23 protein-coding genes are annotated in these 20351 nt (G+C 74.2%); 9 read left to right on the top strand and 14 right to left on the bottom strand.

Translation table 11 applies throughout. The annotated features are described in order from the left end of the window. Positions 1-14: 14 nt before the first annotated feature. From ACZ4Z4_RS20595 to ACZ4Z4_RS20580, 4 genes are read right to left on the bottom strand one after another with little or no spacing between them, the layout of a single operon-like run. A complete protein-coding gene (locus ACZ4Z4_RS20595) occupies positions 15-599 on the bottom strand; it encodes a hypothetical protein (protein ID WP_468328893.1) in 585 nt (194 codons plus the stop codon). Further along, on the bottom strand, positions 596-1585 hold the full coding sequence (locus ACZ4Z4_RS20590) for a DUF6286 domain-containing Asp23/Gls24 family envelope stress response protein (RefSeq protein ID WP_468328890.1): 990 nt from the start codon (positions 1583-1585) through the stop codon (positions 596-598). Before ACZ4Z4_RS20590 ends, ACZ4Z4_RS20595 begins: the two co-directional genes overlap by 4 nt. After that, positions 1582-1767 (bottom strand): hypothetical protein, encoded by a 186-nt coding sequence (locus ACZ4Z4_RS20585; RefSeq protein ID WP_468328887.1) that lies wholly within the window; start codon positions 1765-1767, stop codon positions 1582-1584. The genes ACZ4Z4_RS20590 and ACZ4Z4_RS20585 overlap by 4 nt, the downstream gene beginning before the upstream one ends. A gap of 7 nt (positions 1768-1774) precedes the next feature. Then, positions 1775-2296, bottom strand: coding sequence for an Asp23/Gls24 family envelope stress response protein (locus ACZ4Z4_RS20580; RefSeq protein WP_468328884.1), 522 nt, complete (start codon positions 2294-2296; stop codon positions 1775-1777). Between the two features lie 261 nt (positions 2297-2557). Here ACZ4Z4_RS20580 and ACZ4Z4_RS20575 point away from each other — a divergent pair, with 261 nt between their 5' ends. Genes ACZ4Z4_RS20575 through ACZ4Z4_RS20565 form a run of 3 tightly spaced genes read left to right on the top strand, consistent with a single transcriptional unit; the run spans position 2558 to position 4097 of the window. Next, positions 2558-3145 (top strand): RNA polymerase sigma factor, encoded by a 588-nt coding sequence (locus tag ACZ4Z4_RS20575; protein ID WP_468328881.1) that lies wholly within the window; start codon positions 2558-2560, stop codon positions 3143-3145. Beyond that, entirely contained in the window at positions 3136-3774 is a 639-nt protein-coding gene (locus ACZ4Z4_RS20570; protein WP_468328878.1) for a hypothetical protein, read from the top strand. The genes ACZ4Z4_RS20575 and ACZ4Z4_RS20570 overlap by 10 nt, the downstream gene beginning before the upstream one ends. Next, positions 3771-4097, top strand: a complete 327-nt coding sequence (locus tag ACZ4Z4_RS20565) for an Asp23/Gls24 family envelope stress response protein (RefSeq protein ID WP_468328875.1) — start codon at positions 3771-3773, stop codon at positions 4095-4097. The genes ACZ4Z4_RS20570 and ACZ4Z4_RS20565 overlap by 4 nt, the downstream gene beginning before the upstream one ends. Positions 4098-4146: 49 nt before the next feature. On the opposite strand, the gene ACZ4Z4_RS20560 is transcribed toward ACZ4Z4_RS20565, so the two are convergent. Then, positions 4147-4545 carry an ATP-binding protein gene (locus ACZ4Z4_RS20560; RefSeq protein ID WP_468328872.1) on the bottom strand — a complete coding sequence of 133 codons (399 nt, stop codon included), beginning with the start codon at positions 4543-4545 and terminating at the stop codon, positions 4147-4149. Positions 4546-4882: 337 nt separating this feature from the next. Here ACZ4Z4_RS20560 and ACZ4Z4_RS20555 point away from each other — a divergent pair, with 337 nt between their 5' ends. After that, positions 4883-5074, top strand: coding sequence for a chaplin (locus ACZ4Z4_RS20555; protein WP_468329452.1), 192 nt, complete (start codon positions 4883-4885; stop codon positions 5072-5074). Between the two features lie 123 nt (positions 5075-5197). Further along, positions 5198-5950 carry a chaplin gene (locus ACZ4Z4_RS20550; protein ID WP_468328869.1) on the top strand — a complete coding sequence of 251 codons (753 nt, stop codon included), beginning with the start codon at positions 5198-5200 and terminating at the stop codon, positions 5948-5950. A 318-nt stretch (positions 5951-6268) separates the two neighbouring features. Here the strand turns inward: ACZ4Z4_RS20550 and ACZ4Z4_RS20545 are convergent, their stop codons facing one another. Continuing rightward, positions 6269-7618 (bottom strand): carboxylate--amine ligase, encoded by a 1350-nt coding sequence (locus ACZ4Z4_RS20545; protein ID WP_468329450.1) that lies wholly within the window; start codon positions 7616-7618, stop codon positions 6269-6271. Between the two features lie 128 nt (positions 7619-7746). Between ACZ4Z4_RS20545 and ACZ4Z4_RS20540 the strand changes: the two genes are divergently transcribed. Next, positions 7747-8958 carry a glycoside hydrolase family 26 protein gene (locus ACZ4Z4_RS20540; protein ID WP_468328866.1) on the top strand — a complete coding sequence of 404 codons (1212 nt, stop codon included), beginning with the start codon at positions 7747-7749 and terminating at the stop codon, positions 8956-8958. Between the two features lie 30 nt (positions 8959-8988). On the opposite strand, the gene ACZ4Z4_RS20535 is transcribed toward ACZ4Z4_RS20540, so the two are convergent. The 8 genes from ACZ4Z4_RS20535 to ACZ4Z4_RS20500 are packed head-to-tail and all read right to left on the bottom strand — an operon-like array spanning position 8989 to position 18436. Next, complete coding sequence (locus tag ACZ4Z4_RS20535) at positions 8989-10194, bottom strand: GNAT family N-acetyltransferase (protein WP_468328863.1); 1206 nt, start codon at positions 10192-10194, stop codon at positions 8989-8991. Next, on the bottom strand, positions 10191-10841 hold the full coding sequence (locus tag ACZ4Z4_RS20530) for a YveK family protein (RefSeq protein ID WP_468328860.1): 651 nt from the start codon (positions 10839-10841) through the stop codon (positions 10191-10193). Before ACZ4Z4_RS20530 ends, ACZ4Z4_RS20535 begins: the two co-directional genes overlap by 4 nt. Continuing rightward, a complete protein-coding gene (locus ACZ4Z4_RS20525; protein WP_468328857.1) occupies positions 10838-11962 on the bottom strand; it encodes a glycosyltransferase in 1125 nt (374 codons plus the stop codon). Before ACZ4Z4_RS20525 ends, ACZ4Z4_RS20530 begins: the two co-directional genes overlap by 4 nt. Continuing rightward, the gene (locus ACZ4Z4_RS20520) at positions 11959-12747 is read right to left on the bottom strand and encodes a polysaccharide deacetylase family protein (protein WP_468328854.1); all 789 of its coding nucleotides are present in this window, start codon (positions 12745-12747) and stop codon (positions 11959-11961) included. Before ACZ4Z4_RS20520 ends, ACZ4Z4_RS20525 begins: the two co-directional genes overlap by 4 nt. Next, a complete protein-coding gene (locus ACZ4Z4_RS20515; RefSeq protein WP_468328851.1) occupies positions 12737-14386 on the bottom strand; it encodes a lipid II flippase MurJ in 1650 nt (549 codons plus the stop codon). The genes ACZ4Z4_RS20520 and ACZ4Z4_RS20515 overlap by 11 nt, the downstream gene beginning before the upstream one ends. Next, the gene (locus ACZ4Z4_RS20510) at positions 14383-15759 is read right to left on the bottom strand and encodes an O-antigen ligase family protein (protein ID WP_468329447.1); all 1377 of its coding nucleotides are present in this window, start codon (positions 15757-15759) and stop codon (positions 14383-14385) included. Before ACZ4Z4_RS20510 ends, ACZ4Z4_RS20515 begins: the two co-directional genes overlap by 4 nt. 14 nt (positions 15760-15773) lie before the next feature. Then, complete coding sequence (locus ACZ4Z4_RS20505) at positions 15774-17291, bottom strand: sugar transferase (RefSeq protein WP_468328848.1); 1518 nt, start codon at positions 17289-17291, stop codon at positions 15774-15776. Continuing rightward, positions 17288-18436, bottom strand: a complete 1149-nt coding sequence (locus ACZ4Z4_RS20500) for a glycosyltransferase (protein WP_468328845.1) — start codon at positions 18434-18436, stop codon at positions 17288-17290. Before ACZ4Z4_RS20500 ends, ACZ4Z4_RS20505 begins: the two co-directional genes overlap by 4 nt. Positions 18437-18789: 353 nt before the next feature. Here ACZ4Z4_RS20500 and ACZ4Z4_RS20495 point away from each other — a divergent pair, with 353 nt between their 5' ends. The 3 genes from ACZ4Z4_RS20495 to ACZ4Z4_RS20485 all read left to right on the top strand — a co-directional run bounded on the left by ACZ4Z4_RS20495 (position 18790) and on the right by ACZ4Z4_RS20485 (position 20232). Beyond that, positions 18790-19029 carry a chaplin gene (locus ACZ4Z4_RS20495; protein ID WP_468328842.1) on the top strand — a complete coding sequence of 80 codons (240 nt, stop codon included), beginning with the start codon at positions 18790-18792 and terminating at the stop codon, positions 19027-19029. Positions 19030-19299: 270 nt separating this feature from the next. Beyond that, positions 19300-19767, top strand: a complete 468-nt coding sequence (locus tag ACZ4Z4_RS20490) for a hypothetical protein (RefSeq protein WP_468328839.1) — start codon at positions 19300-19302, stop codon at positions 19765-19767. A gap of 165 nt (positions 19768-19932) precedes the next feature. After that, positions 19933-20232, top strand: coding sequence for a hypothetical protein (locus ACZ4Z4_RS20485; protein WP_468328836.1), 300 nt, complete (start codon positions 19933-19935; stop codon positions 20230-20232). The last annotated feature ends 119 nt before the right edge of the window (positions 20233-20351 follow it).

Below are 20351 nucleotides of genomic sequence, written 5' to 3'. Positions count from 1 at the left end.
GTCTCTCGGCTTTCTCAGCGCAGGCGCCGGGACGTGTGCGACTGCATCCTCAGACGGACGTCGACGGTCAGCACGCGGGGTGCCGTCGCCGCCCGCGCCTCCGCCACCGTGTGCCGGGCGAGGAGCCGCAGCACCGTCTCCGGAGAGCTGTCCGGCAGCAGGACCAGGGTGATGCGGGCGCGCAGCCGCCGCGAGCCGCCCCGAAGGCGTACGCGCGCGTCGGCCACGCCCTCGACGGCGCGTGCCCGCTCCGCCATCGCGGCCGCCAGCGCGGCCCCGGACAGGGTCACATCGGGCCGCCCCAGGGGCAGTTCGCGCACGCGCCCGCCGCGGACCTGCGCCACCGCCCACCCCAGGAACAGGAGTACGCCGACGGAGAGCGCGGCGATCACCAGAGGCGTCCACCAGCCCTGATCGCGCCACCTGCCGAGGTCCCGCCCGTCGAGCCACACCCTGTCGGCCCCGAGCCGCGGCCAGCCCGACGGCAGCCGCTCGCGCACGCCGTCCGTGGCGGACGCCAGCACGGCCCCGGCGCCGAGGAGTCCCACGGCCGCACAGAGCAGGGCAGCGCGATTGGTGCCGCTCCGGAGTCCGCTCATCGGACCCCGCTCTCCGTAGCCGCATCCCCGTCCTCCACAGGCACCGGCTCCGGCGCGGGAGCGCGCCAGGCGGGCTCGGGGCGCAGCCGGACGCGGAGCCGTGGCGGCCTGGCCACCCCGCAGGCCGCCAGGGCCCGCTCCGCCGCCTCCGTCACCGCCCGGTGCGCCTCCTCCGGCAGGCCGAAGGCGAGCCCGGCACGCACGCGTGCCCGACGACGGCCGACACGGACCCGCACCCGGGTGACGCCGGGCAGCTCCGACACGGCGTCCCGCAGCAGCGACGCCATCGCGCGCCGGTCGAGGACCGCGTGGACGCCCGGCAGCGGTGGCCGCATGGGGAGCCGCCCGCGACGGCCCGGAGTGACGGCGAGGACCAGCAGCCACACACCGAGGCAGAACACGCCGAACGCCACCGCCGCGCCCGGCCAGACGCCGCTGTCCGGGCCGTGCGTGGTGAGCCACCCCATCAGGTCGGCCCGCCACCGGGAGGGCGGACGGTCGGCCGCACGCACGGCCAGCACGTCGTACAGGAAGACGCCGCACACCACGGCGGCGGCGAACGCCGCCACGGCGACGGGCACACGCCGCGAGGACCACGGCCGCCGCGCCCGCCCCACGCCACCCGCCTCCGCAAAAGCGCCCTCCTCCGCCGAAACACCGACCGCCGAAGTGCCGCCCTCCGCCTCCTCCCGCAGACACAGCCACCTGACCCGCACCCGCGCCGAGGGCACGGTGAGGCCGGTGAGCCGCGCCGTACGGTCGGCGACGTGGGACCGGACGCGTTCGCCCGCGTCGTCGAGCACCGTGGGATAGGGCAGCGTCACGGTGACGTCGACCCGGGCCCGACGGCCGCGTACGGACGCCGAACTCCGGGTCGTGCGCACCTCGCCGGGCGCGAGCGCCTCCGTCGCGGCCCGCCCTGCGATGCGGCGCACCGCGCGGTCCGCGACGGTCGTCGAGCCGCGGTCCGCCGCCGGGGTGCTCATCGCCGCCCCCGGTCACGGCCGCTGAGGAAGCCCCTGATGTCCGTGCCGTCGTCGACGAGGCGTCCCGCGACGAAGCCCACCGCGCCGAGCGCGGCGACCAGGAGGAAGGCGCCGAAGCCGCCGAACCACCCGGCGAACCCCAGCGCCATCCCGGCGATCAGGCCTACCAGAGCAGTGCTCACCACTCACCTACTCCACGCGCGTCTCGGCGGCGGAGTCCGAGCCGTCGTCGTCGGGCAGTCGTACGTCGTTGACCGCGACGTTGACCTCGACGACCTCAAGACCGGTGATGCGCTCCACGGCCGCGATGACGTTCTCGCGCACGTCGTGGGCGACGTCGGTGATGGGCACGCCGTACTCGACGACGATGTCCAGGTCGATCGCCGTCTGCCGCTCGCCGACCTCGACCTTCACCCCGCGCCCGACGTTGGGCCGGCCGCCGGGGACGCGGTCGCGGACGGCGCCGATGGTGCGGGAGAGCCCGCCGCCCATGTCGTACACACCGGGGATCTCGCGCGCGGCCGTACCGGCGATCTTCACCACCACCACGTCGGCGATGGAGGTCTTCCCGCGGGTCGCGGCCGGCTCGGCGGCCCCCGTCCTGCCCGCCACGGTGGTGCTGCCCGGCACGGCCTGGTGCGGGGCGCCGGTGACGTCCTGCCCGCCGCCACCGGAGGCGGCGGTCTTCGAAGTGATCTCCTGGGTCGACATGAGGCCATCTCCTCGTCGTCAGTGACTTGTCGCTGCTTTGCCTGCTGTGTTCCGCCTGCTGTCTTCCGACTGCTGTCGCCTGCTGTCCGCTCGCTCACTGCGGGCCGAGTGCCCGGCCCGTCGCATGTCTGACACCGGGGCGGAGGATTCGTTACGCGTCCCGGTGGAATTTCTCTCCCCGGCGGCCCCCGGACCCGCGTCGCGTAACGCGGGCGCTCGCCGCGTGTCGTAGGAGTACGACCTGAGTGAGAGGAGCCGCGTGTGCCGGGCGACCCGGACAGAGCGCCGGCCGAGGCGGACGACTCCGCGCGGTCCGACGACGGACTGCTCGCGGTACGGGCCGCGGAGGGCGACGAGGAGGCCTTCGAGGTGCTGGTGCGCCGCCACGCGCCGGGCCTGCTGCGGCTCGCGACCCGGCTGCTCGGCAGCCGGACGGAGGCCGAGGACGCGGTCCAGGAGTCCTTCGTGAGCGCCTGGCGCAAGATGCCGGAGTTCCGCAGGGACGCGCGGTTCGGCACATGGATGCACCGCATCGTCACGAACCGGTGCCTGAACGTCCTGCGGGCCCGCCGCCCCGCCGTCGACCTGGGCGACGTGCCCGAGCCGCAGGCACCCGAGCACGAGGCATCTCCGGCGCGCGTCGCCGAGGCGCACGCCGCCGTCGCGGAGCTCGGCAGGGCGATGGAGGGCCTCTCTCCGGAGCAGCGCGTGTGCTGGGTGCTGCGCGAGCTCAACGGCCTCGCCTACGAAACCATCGCCGAGACGGTCGGCATCAGTCCGGAGGCGGTACGGGGCCGCGTCTTCCGGGCGCGGCGCTATCTCACGGAGGCGATGGCCGCATGGCGTTGAACGAGGAGAACGAACTGCTGCCGTGCGGCCGCGACGTGTGGAGCGTCTGGGAGCGCGCGGAGAACGGCGAGACCGATCCGCATGCCGTCGGCTGCCCGCACTGCACCGACGCGCGGAACACGCTGCGGCACCTGGAGGACGTCGTCGCCGCGGCCCGCGACGCGGACCCGCGCGAGCCCGAGCCCGACGCCTCCGCGCTCGTGGGGCGCGTCATGGACGTGGTGCGCCTGGAACTGCGCCCCGGCCGCACGCTGCCGCTGGGCGAGGAGGACGAGGACGCGTGGATCGTGGAGGCCGCGGCGGCCAGGACCGTCCGCGCCGCCGCCGAGTCCCTGCCGGGCGTACGGGCGGGCAGCTGCCGCATCGAGGCGCTCACCGGGGAAGGCCGCACCGACGCCGCCGCGGGAGACCGCCCGCGCGGGCCCGTGCGGATCCGCACGGAGGTCGCGGTGACCCTCACCTGGCATCTCCCGGAGGTCGCCGAGCTGGTCCGCCGACGGGTCGTCGAGGCGGTGGACGCCGAGCTCGGCATGCGGGTCGCGTCCGTCGACGTGACGGTCGCCGACATCATCGACGACGAAGCCGACGACGACGAAGCCGACGACAGCGCGGAGAGGCGGCACCCGTGACGGACCGACGTACTGCCGGTGAACTGGCCGACGCCGTCCAGGAAGCGGTGCTCGGCACCGCGGGCGTCGCCTTCCTGCGCCCGGGCATCGCCGAACTCCTGCGCGTCACCACCCCGCTGGCCAGGCGCTCCTCGGCGGTCCGCGTCACCAGGGACAAGGGTGCCGCGGCCTGGCACGCCGAGATCCACGTCGTCCTGCGCCGCGGTTACCGGGCCGTGGACGTCACCCGGGACGTGCGCGCCGCCGTGACCGGGACGCTGCTGCGGATGACGGGTGAGCGGGAACCCCCGCGGGTCACGGTGACGGTGACCGGCCGCGTATGACGCTTACACGGTCACGCGTATGACCTTCACACGGTCACGCGTATGACCTTCACGCGGCCAGCGGCACCCGGGCGACGATGCGTTTCCCGCCGCCGGGCAGGCGCGTCACGCTGACGTCGTCGGCCAGCCGGCACACCGTGGGCCAGCCGTGTCCGCCGCTCACGAGGAGGGCCGTCCGGGGGCGGGTGACCGGAACGGTGTCGCTGCCGTCCTCGACGGTGATCTCGACGGAGTCGGACCGTACGCGGCACTGGAACGCGCGCAGGCCTCCGCCGTGCCTGAGTGCGTTGGTGACCAGTTCCGAGGTGACCAGAACCGCGTCCGCGACCGCCATCTCGCCGATGTGCCGGCGCCCCTGGCGCAACGCCGCGCGTACGGCCTCCCGGGCCGCTGCCGGGCTGCGGGGACGGGCGAGGATGCGGCTTTCCTGTGTGCTGTCGGTTGTCACAGCGCATCACTCCCACCGATGTTGTGGGGACTGTCCTCCTTCGGTTGCCCCCTCACTCCCGCCCCACACACCGTGCGCGGCTGGTTGCTGCATTCGACGGAAGAGAAACCGGCACCCTTTCCATATTGCTTCCAGTTTTATGATTTGCATTCGAGTGAATTCACAAAGCTGTCAACGCTGCGGTTTCCTCTGCCCCGAACGCTCGTTGAGCAGGGCTCAGGTCACGGTGCGCGAACAGGGAGTTCCCGCCCGGCCTCGGCCGCCATTCAGGCGTGATCCGAATGAAGGGAAAGCTGTGAAGCTCAAGAAGAGCGCGACCATTGTTGCCGGCGCCGTCATGGCTCTGGGTGCGGGCAGCCCGGCATTCGCCGGCGCCGGTGCGGAGGGCGCGGCCATGGGTTCCGAGGGGACCGGCTCCGGCAATGTGTTCCAGGCCCCGGTCAGCGTCCCGGTCAACGTGTGCGGCAACAGCATCAACGTCGTCGCTCTGCTGAACCCGGTGGCCGGCAACACCTGCGTCAACAAGTGATGTACCGGCCCGGCCGTTCCCGCTGTGCCGCGACCGGCCCCGGCATCCGTCCCGGCGCCGGGGCCCGTTCCCCCCTTCGGACAGAGAAAGACCACTACATTGCGACACGCCCTCAGTAAAGGAATGCTCTCCGCCGCCGCGGCCACGAGCATCCTGTCCCTGTCCGGCGCCCACGCGTTCGCCGCCTCCGAAGCGAACGGGCATGCGCAGGACTCGCCCGGCTTCCTGTCCGGCAACACCGTGCAGGCCCCCGTGGAAGTTCCGGTGAACGCCTGCGGCAACACCGCGAACGTCGTCGGGGTGGGCAACCCGGCCAGCGGCAACAAGTGCGCCTCCCGCTCCGACGCGCACGCCCACGCCCACACCTCCCGGCACGACGCGCCGCACGCGCCGCACACCGAGCACCGCTCCACGGCCGGCGGCACCGACGCCGTCGCGCACCGCGAGACGGCACGCTCGTCCGGCGTGCTGTCGGGCAACACCGTGCAGGCCCCCGTGGAAGTTCCCGTGAACGCCTGCGGCAACAGCGCGAACGTCGTGGGCGCCCTCAACAGCGCCGCCGGCAACTCCTGTGCCAACGACGCCCCGGACCACCACCCGGCGGCCGAGGCCCCGCCGAAGGACCCCGTCGAGCGGACCGTGCCGTCCGCGCGCCCCGAGGCCCCGAAGCGCGCCAAGGCGGCCCCGGAGGCGGCACCGGAGCGTGAGCCGAGGGAGCAGGACACCCCGCGGCCGGACCACCAGGACACGCCCGACGCCCAACTGGCCGCCACGGGCGCGGACCCCGCGCTGCTCGGCGCGGCGGCCGCAGGTGCGGGCCTGCTGCTCGGCGGGTCGATCCTGTACCGGCGCAGGCGTGCCTCGGCCCGGCCCTGACGGGGTGATGCCGGACTCGACGCGGTGATAGGTGTGCTGCCGGAAACGGCAGTACGCCGACAGGGAAGCCCAGGAGGAATTACTGGACGGCTTCCCTGCCGGCGTAAAGGAGGAAGAGACTCGGACCGGCCCTCGGGGGAATGTCGCTCACCCACGGCATAGGCGCCGACGGCTGGCGGGAAAGCGACCCGGCCTGTCCCGGTGTAGCGCATTCAGTGCATCATCGAATGGCCCGGCCGAGTAACGAGGTTCACCCATTCGCCCGCCGCGTCACTCATAAGAGCGGCCGGAATTGCGGGCGTTGCCCAGGGCCGGTGATCACCCGGGAATGGGTGGCTCGAATTCGGCGGAGCGATCACTCGCGCGGAAGCCGGGCCCCGTGCCGGCTCGCTCCCTGGTCGCCTGGGCGGGGAGTACGGCGGGCCCGTGCTCCAGGACTTCGACCGGCGACGCTTCGCGCGAGCGGTGGCCCACGCCGTCCCACAGCCGGCGCACCACGTGCCGGCGCCACATCCGGCGCAGGGCGGCCCCGGGAGCCGGGTCGTCGGCGGCGTGCCAGGCGAGTTCGCCGCGCGGCGAGGGAACGCCACGCGCGGACCCGGACCTGCATAGGGAGCGCAGCGCCGCCAGAGGGGCGTAGTTCTCCACCACGAAGGTGCGGCCCGGCAGCGGCCGCGGGTCGGGCACCGGCCGGTGGGTCAGGTCGAGGTGCAGGGCGCGCACCACGTCCGTGCCCGTGCCGTCGGCGAACAGGCGGAACTGGGCGCCGGGGCGCGGGTTGAAGTCGATGAGGTGGAAGTCGCCGGTCGCGGTGTCCCTGCGGAAGTCCAGGTCGAAGATCCCGCGGTACTCCAGGGCCGACACGATCCGCGCGGCCGCGGCCCAGAGCGCGGGGTTCGGGGTCCAGTCGCCGCTCACCGTCAGGCCCGCGGAGCGCGGCCACGACAGGTGCTTGCGGCCCGTGCCCCCGCCGCGCACGACACCGTCACGCCCCGCGCAGCCGTGCACGAACCAGTCCGCGTCGCGGGTGCCGGGCACGAAGGCCTGGATCAGGAGGCGGCTGCCGGCCTCGGTACGGCGCTCGAACAGGGCGGCCGCCTCGTGCGGGGAGCCGAGCACGGTGGTGCTGCGCAGGCCGGTGTCGTGGGGCAGCAGCCAGGGGCGGCTCCACTTCGCCACGGCAGGGGCCCCGAGGCGCTCCACGGCCTCGGCGGCCTCGGCGGCGGACTCCGGCGCCAGGGTCGTCGGGTGCGCCACGCCCGCCCGGGCGCAGACCCGGGCGAGCGCCGCCTTGTCCGCCACGCGCTCGGCCACGTCGCCGGGCACCCGGGGCACCAGGAAGAGGTCGGTGAGCTGTTCGTACAGGGCGCTCACCGCGAGGGCGCCTGCGTCGTCGAGGGGGATCAGCACGGCCGGTCCGGTGAGCCGGTGCGAGACCCGCCGCAGCACGGCGGCCACCTCGGCGAGCGACGCTCCCGGAGCGGGCGGCGCGTGCATCCGGTGCAGATAGCGGGACCGCTGCACGGGACTTCCGCAGTCGTCGGCCACCAGATGGACCTCGATTCCCGCGCGGCCCAGGGAGCGCACGGCACCCAGCGTCCCGTGGTGGAAGGGGTTCCTGTCGATCCGCAACAGGACCGCAGGAATGCGTGTATCCAGAGGCTGCAACGTCACCCTCGCTTGTCGATCGCCCATGCGGGCGATGTGGCGGAATACGGGATTAGAAACACGATTGGCGCAATAGAAATACATATGACGAAGTGTCAGTGGAGTGAGGTCGGAAACGAGGAGCAGGTATGGGCGTACACGCCCCACAGAGCCTCCGGCGCGGTAAACGCCTTCGACGGGGTAAACATCTCCGGAACAGTAAACGTCTGCGAAGCGGTAAACGTCTCGCCTTCATCGCCGCCGGAATCGTCTCGTCGACGGCCCTGGCCGTTTCGCCGGACCCCGTCCCGGGCCCCGTCCCGGACCCCGCCGCCGCCCCGGCCCCCGCCGCCGCACCCGCCTTCGGCGCGTACCTCGACTACGGCCCGCGCGGGGTCGAGCGCATCGGCGGGCTCAGCCAGTGGCTCGGCGGCACCGAGCTGCGGGTCGGGCACACGTACCTCCCGGGTGACCTCTGGAGCAACATCGAGGGAGCCCCCGACTTCCTGGAGAGCTGGGCGGCGTGGCGCAAGGAGAAGGACGACAGGCTCTTCGTCCTCAACGTCCCGATGCTCGAACGCAACGAGGAGGGCGTCGGCGACCGCGAGGTGGCCCGGCTGCTCGGACAGGGCGCCGCGGGCGACTTCGACGGCCACTACAGGGTGCTCGCCGAGCGCCTGGTCGACCTCGGTGTGCCCGACACGGTGATCGTGCTCGGCTGGGAGATGAACGGCACGACGTACACCCATCGCTGCGGTCCGGACCCGGAGTCCTGGAAGAAGTACTGGAACAGGATCGTCACCACGATGCGGTCCGTCCCGGGGCAGAAATTCAGGTTCGACTTCACCCCCAGCAGAGGGCGGGACGCCGTTCCCTGGACGGAGTGCTATCCCGGTGACGACACCGTCGACATCATCGGCATGGACTCGTACGACCAGCCGCGCGGAATGCCGTTCGACGAGCAGATCACCGAGCCCTACGGGCTCCAGCGGCACGTCGACTTCGCGGCGGAGCACAACAAACCCATCTCGTACCCGGAATGGGGGCTTTTCCGCAACGGCGACAACGAAGAATATATGCGCCGCATGCTGCAATGGATGCGCGAGAAGAAGCCGCTGTACAACACGGTCACCGACTACTGCCCGCACGGTGTCTGGCAGTGCAAGGACAACCCCGCCGCGGCGCGCGTCTACCGCGAGCTGCTCTCCGGCCGCGACGTGAACCCGCCGGGACCGGCCCGGCCGGCCGAGCCCTCGAAGCTTCCGGCCTGCGCCCCGGTGGAGCTCGGCGACTGGGTGGAGTCCTGGCTCGGCGGCAGGCTGTGTCTGCCCTTCGGCTGGGTGAAGGACGACAAGGGCTGACATCCCGCCGCGCCGCGGTGGCGCGAGCCGTCACGACGAGGCTCCGTCACCGCGGCGTGGGTCCCCGTCACCGCGGCGTCCGTCCCCGTCACCGCGGCGTCCGTCCCCGTCACCGCGGCGCGCGTCCTCCTCGCGCTCGCGCAGCCGCCGCTTCGCCCACTGGCGACCCGACACGCCCCAGGCCACCGCGTGCACCAGGGGGGCGGTGCGCCTGCGGGCCAGCAGGAAGCGCCGGTTGGCGACCGGCTCGGGCCGCCAGTGGTGCTTGTACGGTTCGTTGCCGCGCAGCAGGCTCAGCGCGCGCGGATGGTCGCCCCCGGTGTGCCGGGTGGACGCATCGAGGAGCATCGTCGCCACATCCACCTTGCGCTCCCGCAGCCGCGGATGGGCGCCGTACAGATAGCCGCCCGCCAGCGTGCCCGACAGCAGCGTCAGGTCCGCGGCCAGCACCTCGCCGTCCAGGCGGAACTCGGTGAGGACGGCCTCGCCCGCCGCGACCATCGGGCGCATGGAGCGGAGCAGGTGCTCGTGGAACCGCGGCTGGAGGTGCTCGGAGGTCACCTTGCGCCCCTGCCACTGAAGTTGGTGCAGGTGCAGCAGCGTCCGCACCGAGGACTCCACCTCCTCGACGGGCACGATGCGGCTCTCCACCCCCAGCGCCGCCAGCTTGCGGATCTTGGCCCGGGCGCGCTGGGCCCGCGGCGTCGGCAGCCGCTTGAGCAGCCCGTCCATCGGCAGCGCGGGCAGTTCCAGGCAGTCGGAGGCGGCCAGCGTGCGCCGCGGCCCCGGCCACCGCTCGTAGAGGCTCTCCAGGCACGCGCCCGGCCTGACCTCCCCGAAGTCGATCAGCGCGGTCCTGGCCAGCGCGTACAGGCCGGAGAGGAGCGCTTCCGTCCCCTCCTCGCGGTGCGCGCCGTCAAGGAGCACGTCGGTGAAGTCGGAGATCGCGCCGCCCAGCGGCTTGAGCGCCGGGAGCGGACGGTCCACCCGCATCAGCGGCGCCGCCGCGATCAGCCGCCCGCCGCTGTGGACGAGCAGCACCCGCAGCCGGCCGCGGCTGCCGTACGACCGCCACCAGGACGCCAGCCACGCATGGCTCTGGAACGGCGTCGCCGCCGCACACGCCCGGTGCAGCCGCCCCCACTGCTCGGCCAGCGCCTCGAACTCGTCCTCGTCCACGCAGAGCTGGGCCGTGGGGAGGCTGCTCGGTGCCGTGCTCGCCGGTGCCGTGCTCATGGGGCGCTCCGGACCAGGCCGGACGCGGGCCCGGGGACGGAGGCCCCCGCCGCCGTCTCCGTACGCGCGCGCGGGCGGACCAGGAGCGCGAGGCCGCCGAGCAGCCCGCCGGCGCTCGCGCCGACCAGGGTCGTCACCCCGGTGGAGAGCGACGAGGGCGCGTCGGGCGCCAGGGCGCGGGAGAACGGCAGGAGCTTGACCTGGGTGCTGCCCTTGGAGTGGTTGGCGCTCGTGGCGAGCGACCGCGCCACGGCGTTGGCGGCGGTGACGGCGGAGCCGGGGTCTTCCGTGGTGGCCGAGACCGCGATCATCGGCGCGTCGGGGGACGTGGCCACCCGCACCCTGTCCCGCAGCTCCGTGGCCGACATGCCCGCCGCCACCTGCGCGTCGCCCAGCACGGCGAGCTGCGTCGCCACCCGGCCGTACGCCTGGGCGAAGCCCAGCGCCGTGGCCGGGTCCGCCTTCGCCTGCGGGACGGCGACGACGTAACTCGTGGCGGTGTACTCCGGGGTCTGCGCGGCGCCGTACCCGGCACCGAAGAGGGCGCCGAGGACCGCGCAGGCGGGCAGGGCCGACCAGCGGGGCAGCCGGGCGAGGCGGGCTCGCAGGGGTCCGGTGCGCGAGTGCGCGTGCGCGGAGTCACTCATCGAGGGGTCACCTCCAGGGTCGGGCCGGGAACGACCGACGTGTAGACGTCCATCAGTTGACCGGCGCTTCGGGTGATGCTGTAGTGGCGCACCGCCGCCGGTGCCTCGCGGTGCGGCGGGACGTCGCCGCGCAGGCCGTGCAGGGCCTGCGCGAAGGAGTCCGGGTCGCTCGGGCAGTGGGCGGCGCCGGTCCGTTCGGCGGCGCCGAGGCCTTCGACGGCGGGGCAGGACGCGTAGAGCACGGGGAGCCCGGCGGCCAGACCTTCGACGAGCGCCAGGCCGAAGGCCTCCTCGGGGGAGGGGGAGGCCAGGACGTCCATGGCGGAGAGCAGCGCGGGCAGGCCGTCCGCGTCGTGGGTGGACTCACCGGTGAACCGCACCCGGTCGGCGATGCCGAGCCGGTGCGCGAGCCGCCGCAGCCCCTCCTCCTGAGGACCGCTCCCCACCAGGACGACGACGAAGTCCTCGGGCAGCCGGGCGGCGGCCTCGAGGAGGACGTCGAAGCGTTTGCCGGTGGCCAGCCGCCCCACGCCGCCGACGACGAACGCGTGCTCCGGCAGGTCGAGGCGGGCGCGGGTGCGGGCGCGGGCCACCGGGTCGAAGCGGAAGCGCTCGACCTCGATGCCGTTCGGCACCACCCGGATGCGCTGGTGCGGCACGCCCCACCGGTGCAGCCGCGCCCCCACGGCGGGCGAGACGGCCACCGTCATCCGGCCGAGCCGCTCCCCGGCCAGATACAGGGCGCGCACCCCCGGCGTCAGCGGCCGCCCCTCCATCTGCGAGTCGCCCAGGGAGTGTTCGGTGGCCACCACCGCGCGCACCCCCGCCATCCGGGCCGCGACGCGCCCGTACAGGCAGGCGCGGTAGAGGTGGGTGTGCACCACGTCGTACCGGCCCACCCGGATCAGCCGGGTCAGCCGCGGCAGCGCCGCCACATCGCGGTTGCCGGCCATGCCGAGGTCGGTGACGCGGGTGCCGTCGGCCTCGATGCCCTGCGCGACGGTGCCCGCGTTGGTGAGCGTGACCACGTCGCTCGGCACCGGCAAGTGGCGCAGCAGCAGGCGCAGTTGCTGCTCGGCGCCGCCCACCCCGAGCCCGGTGATGATGTGCAGGACCTTCATTCCGCCACCGCCGAGCCGTCGAGCGCGCGGCGCCGCAGCCGGTTCGTGCGCAGCTTCAGCCGCAGGCGCCAGGCCGTGTCGCCCTGGCCGACGTGGACGCGGGGCAGGGCGTACGTCCCGGCGAGCGTGCCCGGCGCGATCGCGCACCCGTACCCGTATCCGGCGTCCCGCACCGCCGCCACGACGCGCTCGTCGACGTGGCCGTAGGGGTAGCAGAAGCCCCGCACCTCGCCGCCGGTCAGCTCGCGCAGCGCCGCGCGGCTGTCGCTCACCTCGCGGCGCAGCAGCCCGTCGTCGGCGGCGGTCAGGTCGATGTGGGTCAGGCCGTGCGAGCCGATCTCGACGCCGCTCGCGGCCGCGTGCCGGATGCCGTCCGCGCCGAGGAGCGGTTTGCGGGGGCCGAGCGGGTCCCAGGCGTTGTCGCCGTCGAGCCGGCCCGGCAGGACGAAGAGGGTCGCCGTGCAGTCGTACTCCCCGAGCAGCGGCAGCGCGTGCTCGACGAAGTCGCGGTAGCCGTCGTCGAAGGTGAGGCCCACGAGGTTGTGCTCCCGGCCCCGCGCGCACGCCTCCAGCAGGTGGCTCATCGACACGCCGCGCAGCCCCTGGCGCCGCAGCCACCGCAGCTGCTCGGCCAGCCGGTCCGGCGCGACGGTGATCTCGTACGGGTCGTCGGAGGGGTCCGCGACGGAGTGGTACATCGCCACCCACGCCGGGTTGCGCGGCGGCCGCAGCCGCAGGAAGGGCTCCGTACCGGACGGCGCGGGCGGAGTGAGGTCAACGGACATGACGCAGCTTTCTGCCGACGGAGCGAAGGACGGTGGTCCACGGCCGCACCCCCAGGAGCCGGCCGAGGAGCGCGAAGGAGACGGTGACCGCGGTGAAGCTCGCGAGGACGGCGAGGGCGGGCCGCGGCACGGCCCCCGCGACCAGGGCGCCGAGCAGCGCGGCGCCCCCGGCGGCGAGCGTCAGGCGGCCGAGCTGCCCGACGAGGGCCCGTGTCCTGACCGGCACGGTGCGCGGGCCGAGCCCGCGCAGCAGGAGCAGGGCGCTGACGCAGACGCCCGTCGCGTTGGCCCCGGCGATCCCGTGGACGCCCCACGTGCCGACGGTCAGGAAGCCGATGCCCGCGGTGGTGACGACGCCGACGGACATGGCGAAGAGCGGCACCCAGGTGGTCCTGGCCACGGAGAAGTGCGCCCGGGCCAGCGCGCCCACCAGCGTGTGGCCGAGCAGGCCCAGCGCGTAGACGCGCATCACCGAGGCGGTGGTGGCCGTGTCCCGGGCGGTGAAGGCGCCGCGCTGGAAGAGCAGTTCGATGAGCGGTGGCGCGGCGGCGACGACGGCGGCCGCGCCCACGAGGACCACGCACCCGGCCAGGACGACATCGCGCTCGACGCGGTCGCGGGCACGCTCCTTCTCGCCCATGGCCAGGGCCCGTGCGACCACGGGGAAGGTGACCGTGCAGATCATGAGGGCCAGGGCCATCGGCATCTGCGCGACCTTCTGCGCGTAGTTCAGGTGCGAGATGGCCCCGGCGGGCAGCGACGAGGCGAGGAACCGCTCGATGAGGACCTGCGACTGACGGCACAGGGCGAACAGCAGGACCGTCCAGATGATGGCGGTCTGGAGGGCCTTGGCGGGCTCGGGCTCGGGTTTGGACCCACTCGTGGTCGCGGACCCAGGACCGTACGGGCGCCGCAGCTGCCGCCACAGCGAGGGCGCCTGTACGACGACCATGAGGGCGCCCCCCACGGCCACGCCCGCCGCCGCGGCCCGCACCCCGAGCGGTACCGCGAGCGCGAACACGGCGGCGATGATGGCCGCGTTGTAGGCGACGTAGACCGTCGCGGGCGCCACGAACCGCTGGTGCGCCCGCAGCGCCGCGCTGCAATAGCCGGTGAGCCCGAAGGTCAGGGCGCAGGTGGCGGTCAGCCGGGTGCAGTCGACGGCCAGCCGCGGATCGGGCAGGCCGGGGGCCAGCACGGCGACCAGGTACGGGGCCGCCGCGATCAGGAGTGCGGCGGCGCCCGTGAACCACAGGGCCATCCGCGGCAGCGACGCCCGTACGAGCTCAAGGACCGGGTCGGCGGACGGGCCGTCCGCGCGGCGCGCGAGGGCCAGACTGAACGCGGGCACGAGGAAGAAGGCGAGGCCGTCCTCGATGAGCAGCGTCGCGGCCACCTCGGGGACCGTCCACGCCACCAGGAAGGCGTCGGTGTCGGTGCCGGCGCCGAAGAAGTGCGCCAGCGCCTGGTCGCGTACGAGCCCGAGGAGCGAACCGGCGACGGAGAGCGCGGCCGTGACGAGCGCGGCCTTGGCGAGGAACGAGCCGCCGGTCTTCCCGGCCGCCTCCCGACCACCGCCGGCCGCCTTCCGGCCGCCAGGGGGAGCCGCCCCGACCGTCGGCGACGGCACGGCCGTCATCGGGCACCCCCCGTCCCGGGCCGCTCGTGGACGCCGACCGCCCACCAGGCCGCGAGGCCGAAGGCGACGCCGGTCAGGACGGTGGAGGGGCCGCCGATGTCGGCGTACACGAAGTCGGTCAGCTGCCAGAGCAGCAGCCCGCAGGCCACCAGCGCACAGTCGAGTCCCGGGCCACCGGCGCCGCTCCGCCGGACCCGCCGCCACCGCCGCACCGCGCACACCGCGAGCGCCGCCCAGCAGCCGGCCAGCGTGGTGAGACCGAGCAACCCCTGTTCGCCGAGGACCAACAGGTACATGTTGTGCGGGGACAACAAGGGCTGCCGGACGAAGCCTCTGCCGGCCCCCGCGGTGTCACTGCCCGCGGAGAGGGCCAGCGAGGCGTGGCTGTCGCGGTGGTCGGGGAACCCCTTCAGGCCCACTCCGGTCACCGGCCGCTCCCGCCACATGTCGACCGACGCGGCCCACATCGTGTACCGGTCGGTGACCGACTGGTCGGGTGTGCCGGTGACTTGAGTGATGCTGCTGAGGCGTTCCTGGAGCATCGTGGAGCCCACCCCGAAGCCTGCCACCAGGATCACGCCGGCGGCGCCCGCGGCCAGCAGGGCCCGGCCCGCCCGGCGCACCCCGGCGAGCAGCAGCACCCCGGTGCAGGCCACCGCGGCGGCGATCCACGCGCCGCGGCTGAAGGAGAGGGCGAGCGGCACGGTCAGCAGGGCGGCGCAGACCACCGCGGCGGAGCGTTGGCGCGGCGCATGGGGACGGAAGGCCAGCGCGAGCGCGCAGACGAGTCCGTACGAGACGACGGTGGCCATCCCCATGACGTCCGTGGAGCCGAACGTGCCCACCGCGCGGATGTCCTCGCCCATGTACGAGGCGCCGGTGCCGGTCAGGTTCTGGTGTACGCCGATGACGCCCTGCCACAGCCCGAGCGCCACGAACGACCAGGCGAGGAGGCGGAAGTGGTGGGCGTCGCGGATCAGCAGCAGCACGGCGGCCGGCACGAGGACGAAGATCTGGAGATAGCGTGCGGCCCCGGTGACGCCGGTCGCGGCGGACGAGGCGCCGAAGGCGGCCACGGTGATGCCGACGACCGGCAGCCCGAGGAGGACCGCGGCGGTGCGGGTCAGCGGGCGCCGCCCGGCCCGCACGCCGCGGACGGCACGGACGGCGCAGAAGCCGACGACGAGGGCGGACGCCGCGTCGGCGAGGGTGCCGGTGCCGCCCCCGCCGCCCGCGGAGGCGGCGCCCTCGGACGGCACCGGCAGCGCGAGCAGGGCGACCAGGAGCACCACCGGCAGCACCGGAGCGCTCCGCCTCAGCTCGGACAGCACCACGTCGTACGGGCGGGACCCGTGCGGCAGCGCGGTCGACAGGTGGTTCACCGCGCTCAGCTCCCCGTGCGGCGTACGAGGCAGCCGACGGTCCGCAGCAGGATGCACAGGTCCTGCCAGAACGACCAGCTGTCGATGTAGGCGTTGTCGAAGCGGCACCGGTCCTCGATGGAGGTGTCGCCGCGCAGTCCGTGGATCTGGGCAAGGCCGGTGATGCCGGTCGGCATGCGGTGCCGGTGGGCGTAGCCGGGATAGGTCTGGCTGAACTGCGTGACGAAGAAGGGCCGTTCGGGCCGCGGTCCGACGAGGCTCATGTCACCCCTGAGCACGTTCCACAGCTGGGGCAGCTCGTCCAGCGAGGTGCCCCGCAGGAACCGGCAGAACGCGCTCATGCGGTGCTCGTCGGCGACGCTCCACCGGGTCGCCGCCTCCTGCTGGTCGGCGGGGCGGTGGGTGCGGAACTTCAGCAGGGTGAAGAGCTGCCCGTCCTTGCCGACGCGCTCCTGCCGGAAGATCACGCCGGGGCCCTCCACGGCCCGCAGCACCAGGGCGCAGACGGCGAGGACCGGTGCGGCCGCGAGGAGCAGGACGCCCGACACCGCGATGTCGAGGAGACGCTTGCCGGCCCCGGCCCCCCGGCACCCGGCGCTCAGCGGACGGCAGGCGAACCCGGCCACGTACTGCCGGGGCCCGTCCGGTCTGTGCCCGCCCTCCGCGCAGTGCGGGTCCAGCTCCCACAGGTCGCAGCCCAGGCCGTGCAGGGCCGGCAGCCATCCGGCGGGCTCGGCGCCGCGCCCGGCGAGGAGGAACACGGCCCGGACGTCGTTCTGGATCACCGCCCGGTGGAGTTCGTCCTCCGTGCAGAGCACCGGCAGCTCGGGCAGCGGCGCCTCGGACACCGGCTGCTCGGGCACCGGCAGTTCCGGTACTGGCAGTTCGGGCCCGGACTCCGCCGCCGCCTCGCTGACGATGCCGACGGGCCGCATACCGCAGCCGGGGCGCCGCAGCAGCGCCGCGGCCACACCGTGCGCCTGCGCGGCGGGGCCCAGCACCAGGACCGGGAGCGGCCTGCGCAGGGTGGCGGCCCGCCGCCGCCGGTGGACGAGGGCGCGCCCGGCGAAGCTCAGCAGGGACTGTGCCGCGGCCATGCCGAGCAGCGTGCCCGGCGGCAGGTGCTCCGCGGCGAGCAGCGCGGGCGCGAGGACGGCGGTGACGGACCAGCCGAGCGCGATCCGCCCGGCGAGTGACGGCAGCCGGCCGAGTGTGTCGGGCAGCGGGGCGTACTCGTACAGGCGGCCCCGCGCGTTGAGGACCAGCACGCTGGCCACGAGCAGGGGCGCCAGTACGGCCTGTTGCCGCGGGTCGTCGAGGAGCAGCAGGCCGAGGAGGGCCGCGGCGCAGTCGACGGTCACCAGTGCGGCGGCCGAGCGCCGGCGGCGGGCGGGCCGCCGTGCCGCCGCCCCGGCGCGGCGGGCCGTCGCCTCGCGTGGTGCGACGACGAAGGTTCCGGGCGGGGCCTGGGTGTCCTGCCGTGGCTGAGCCGATGAGGAGGCAACGGTCCGTTCCGCACTCACGTGGTGGTGCACTCCCTGCGTTCGGTGGGCGCCGTGCCCAGAAGCTCGCCGTAGACCGCGTCGATCGCGGCCGCGGCACACCGTGCGTCGTGGTGGTCCAGTACGTGCCGCCGGCCGTGCCGCCCCAGCTCGGCGCGGAGTTCTCCGTCCCGCAGCAGGGCGGTCAGCGCCCGTGCCAGGGCCACGTCGTCCTCCGGTGGTACGAGGGCGTGCGCGTGGTGGGCGGGCGGCAGGCTCTCCCGGGCGCCGTCCACGTCGGTGACGACGACCGGACGGGCGCAGGCCATGGCTTCGAGCGGGGCCAGCGCCATGCCCTCCCAGCGGGACGGCAGGACGACCACGTCGGCCGCCCGGTACCAGGGGGCGGCGTCGGCGGTCGCCCCGGCGAACGCGACCCGCGGCCCGGCCCGTTCCCGCAGCCGCTCCGCGTCCGGCCCGTCCCCGACGAGGACGAGCCGGGCCCCGGGCACCCGCGCGGCCACCGCCGGCCAGGCCCGCAGCAGCACGTCCTGCCCCTTCTGCCGGCAGAGCCGCCCGACGCACACCACGAGCGGTCCGTCCGAGGGGCCGTGGTGGCCGGGCGCGGGCGGGCCGGGCGCGAACCGGGTGGTGTCCACGCCGTTGGGGACCACCGCGTACGAGCCGACGACACCTGCGCGCAGGCCGGTGGCCCGCTCGGCCTCGCTGACGCAGACGATGCGCGTCGCCCAGCGGGCCGCGCTCCGTTCCCAGCTGCGGGCCAGGAGCGCGGTGGGGCCGCCGACCGCCTCGAAGGACCAGGCGTGCGGCTGGAAGACCGTGGGTACGCCGCCGCGCAGCGCGAGGCGGGCGGCGAGCCCGGCCTTGGCGCTGTGCGCGTGGACGAGCGCGGGCCCCACCGCCCCGATGACGCGCTTCAGCTCCCTCACCTCGGTCCTGAGCCGGGGGCCGGGGGAGCGGGAGGCGTCCCAGGGGTGGACGCGGATGCCGGCGGCGCCCAACGCCCGCGGCAGGAAGCCCTGTTGGGGGCAGGCCACGTGTACGTCCGTCCCCGCGGCGGCCTGCGCGGTGGCCAGGTCGACGACGACCCGCGCCACGCCGCCGTCCACGGGCTGGCTGACGTGCAGGATGCGCGACACGCGACTCGGGCCCAGAGAGTGACGCATGACGGCGTTGACCTTCCGAGGGGAGAACTCTGCACCACGACGGAGATGTGGCGATGCATAGCTGGGGTGATTCGTACTTAATGACCGAATCTGAGGTCTATGAGAGGAATGTCCTAAAGGGAAGCGCAACAGTAACCGCTGAGGCGAGCGGCTCGGCCAACCTCGGCACGTGTGTCGGAAGGGGAAGAGGGCGGTGCGGGACGCCATCACCGGAATGGATTCGGCCGCGCATCACCCGTCCGGGCGACAACCAGGCACCGGGGGCGGCAGTTGGTCCCTCAGGACGGGCACCCACCGTCCGTCCGTACGGGGTCCCACCCGTATGTCGCACCAGCACCGAGGAGCAGTACTCCATGTCGCGCACCACCAAGGCCTTCGCCCTGTCCGCCGTCGCCGCCGCAGCCGCGGCCGGTTCCGCCGGTGTCGCCACGGCCGACAGCGGCGCGCACGGCACCGCCGTCGACTCCTCGGGATCGCTCTCGGGCAATGTCGTCCAGACCCCCGTGGAGGTCCCGGTGAACGTGTGCGGCAACACCATCGACGTCATCGGTCTGCTGAACCCCGCGTTCGGCAACCGGTGCGCCAACCACTGACGCACCGTCCGACGAACGGCCGCCCGCGGAAGAGCCGGGGCGGCCGTTCCGTGTGTCGGCACGGCACTCGGCCGTGCCGGCCGCCGTGCCCCGAATGGAGTGGGCGCCCGCCGGCCGGCGCCCGGCCGACCCCTCCCCTTCCTACCTGCGCGAACGGTCTCGGCGGCCCGCGCAGGCACGCTGCCCGGCACGGCTGATCGGTTGCGGTCGGCGTCCGCCGCTCCCACGGTGAGCACAAGATCCGACGCAGCACCGAAGGGGAATTCACCTATGCGCGCTCTGCCCGTACGGCGCCTCGCGACCACCACTCTGTGCGCGACGCTGCTTCTCGGCACGGCCGGACCGGCCTTCGCCTCCCGGACGGCCGACGAACCGCCCGCCTGGGCGCTCACCGACCAGAAGGACCGGGTGCCGCAGGACGCCGCCCCGGCACCGCCCGACCCCACGGACGACACCGTGCCCGACCCGCTGGACGACACGGACGACACCGTGACGGAACTGCGGGAGCCGCTTGACGAACCGCGCGGTGACACCAAGGACGGCGAGCCCAAGTCGCTGCTCGGGTCGGTCGGGCCCGCCCTCACCGGCCTGGTCAGCTCTCTCCTCGGCTCCGTGCTGGGCGGCCCGCCCGCGCAGAACTCCCCGAAGGCCGAAGTCCCCGCCGAAGGCCCGGCCGAAGTCCCGGCCGAAGACCCGGCCGAAGAGGCCCTCAACGAGCCGCCTGAATTGACCGGTTGATCTGAGAGTGAGCGGCCACTTCATTCGAGTGAGTTCCCGGCGGCCCCACGGGCCAGGGGTTTCCGTACCGGACTCGGCTCGTTAGTTCCGGCGAAGAGAGACAGCGGGCAGACGTTGCCTGCACAGTGCTCACCCACAGGCGACGCACGTCGCCGAGGAAGGAACATGATGAAGGCCCTGAAGGCTGTTGCTGTCCTTGCGGGTTCGCTCGCCCTCGCCGGTTCCGCCGCGCCCGCGTTCGCCGTGGGTCCGACGCCCGCCGGCCTGAACGGTGGCCTCGACAGCCTCACCGGCCGCTCCGCGCTCGACACCAAGCCGGTCACGGACGTGCTCAACCCCGAGAAGAGCGACTCCGGCGCCGGCAAGGCCACCAAGGGCACCAGGGACAGCAAGGACACCATGGACATCGTGAAGTCCGCGGACGGCCCCGCCAAGTTCATCGGTCAGCTTCCCCTCGCCAAGTAGCGTCCGTTCGCCCCACCGGGCGCCCGCAGTACCGCACCACCGCCCCCGGCCGGGCCGGTCACCTCTTCCACGGACCGGCCCTCCGGCGCTTCCAGGCGGCACACCGGCGCCGCAGCCGA

This window comes from Streptomyces sp. NPDC030245 (genome assembly GCF_055572995.1).
Note: the sequence above shows the minus strand (reverse complement) of the source record. Positions and strands in the feature narration are given on the sequence as shown.